General features: G+C 63.3%; 1 protein-coding gene. It reads left to right on the top strand.

The window, feature by feature from the left end:
• On the top strand, positions 1 to 542 hold a 542-nt coding region (locus F6Q13_RS20055), incomplete at both ends, for a cytochrome P450 (RefSeq protein ID WP_293060175.1).

The raw sequence follows: 542 nt of genomic DNA, 5'->3' as shown, positions 1-542 counted from the left end.
GAACGATCCCGAGTACGCGCACATCGGCTCGCCGCTGTTCGTGTTTGCTGATGCGTCACAGAAGCTGGCCATGCTCGCACTCGAACTGGCCAAGGACCGCAAGAAGAATCCCGGCGACGATCTGCTCACCTGGGTCGCCCAGGCCGAATACGAGGGCCATAAGCTGTCTACCGAGGAGGTGGGGGTCTTCTTCTCGCTGTTGGCCGCGGGCGCCAACGACACCACCCGCCATGCCATGGCGCACGTCCTGAGTCTGTTCCAGCAGCACCCGGACCAGCACGCCTATCTGATGGCAGATTTCGAAGCCCGGGTCGACGATGCTGTCAACGAAGCGTTGCGGATGGAGCCGCCGCTGATGCACTTCCGTCGAACCGCGTTGCGCGACTACGAGATCGGCGGGGTGACCATCAAACGGGGCGACAAGGTGGCGATGTGGTACATCTCGGCCAACCGCGATGAGGACGTCTTCGACCATCCCGACGTCTTCGACATCTCCCGCACGGCCAAGCACAACCCACACCAGGCCTTCGGCGGTGGCGGAC

The sequence above is a fragment of the Mycobacterium sp. genome (genome assembly GCF_008709575.1).
Lineage (GTDB): Bacteria > Actinomycetota > Actinomycetes > Mycobacteriales > Mycobacteriaceae > Mycobacterium.
The sequence above is the reverse complement of the archived record's forward strand: the minus strand, read 5'-3'. Positions and strand labels throughout refer to the sequence as shown.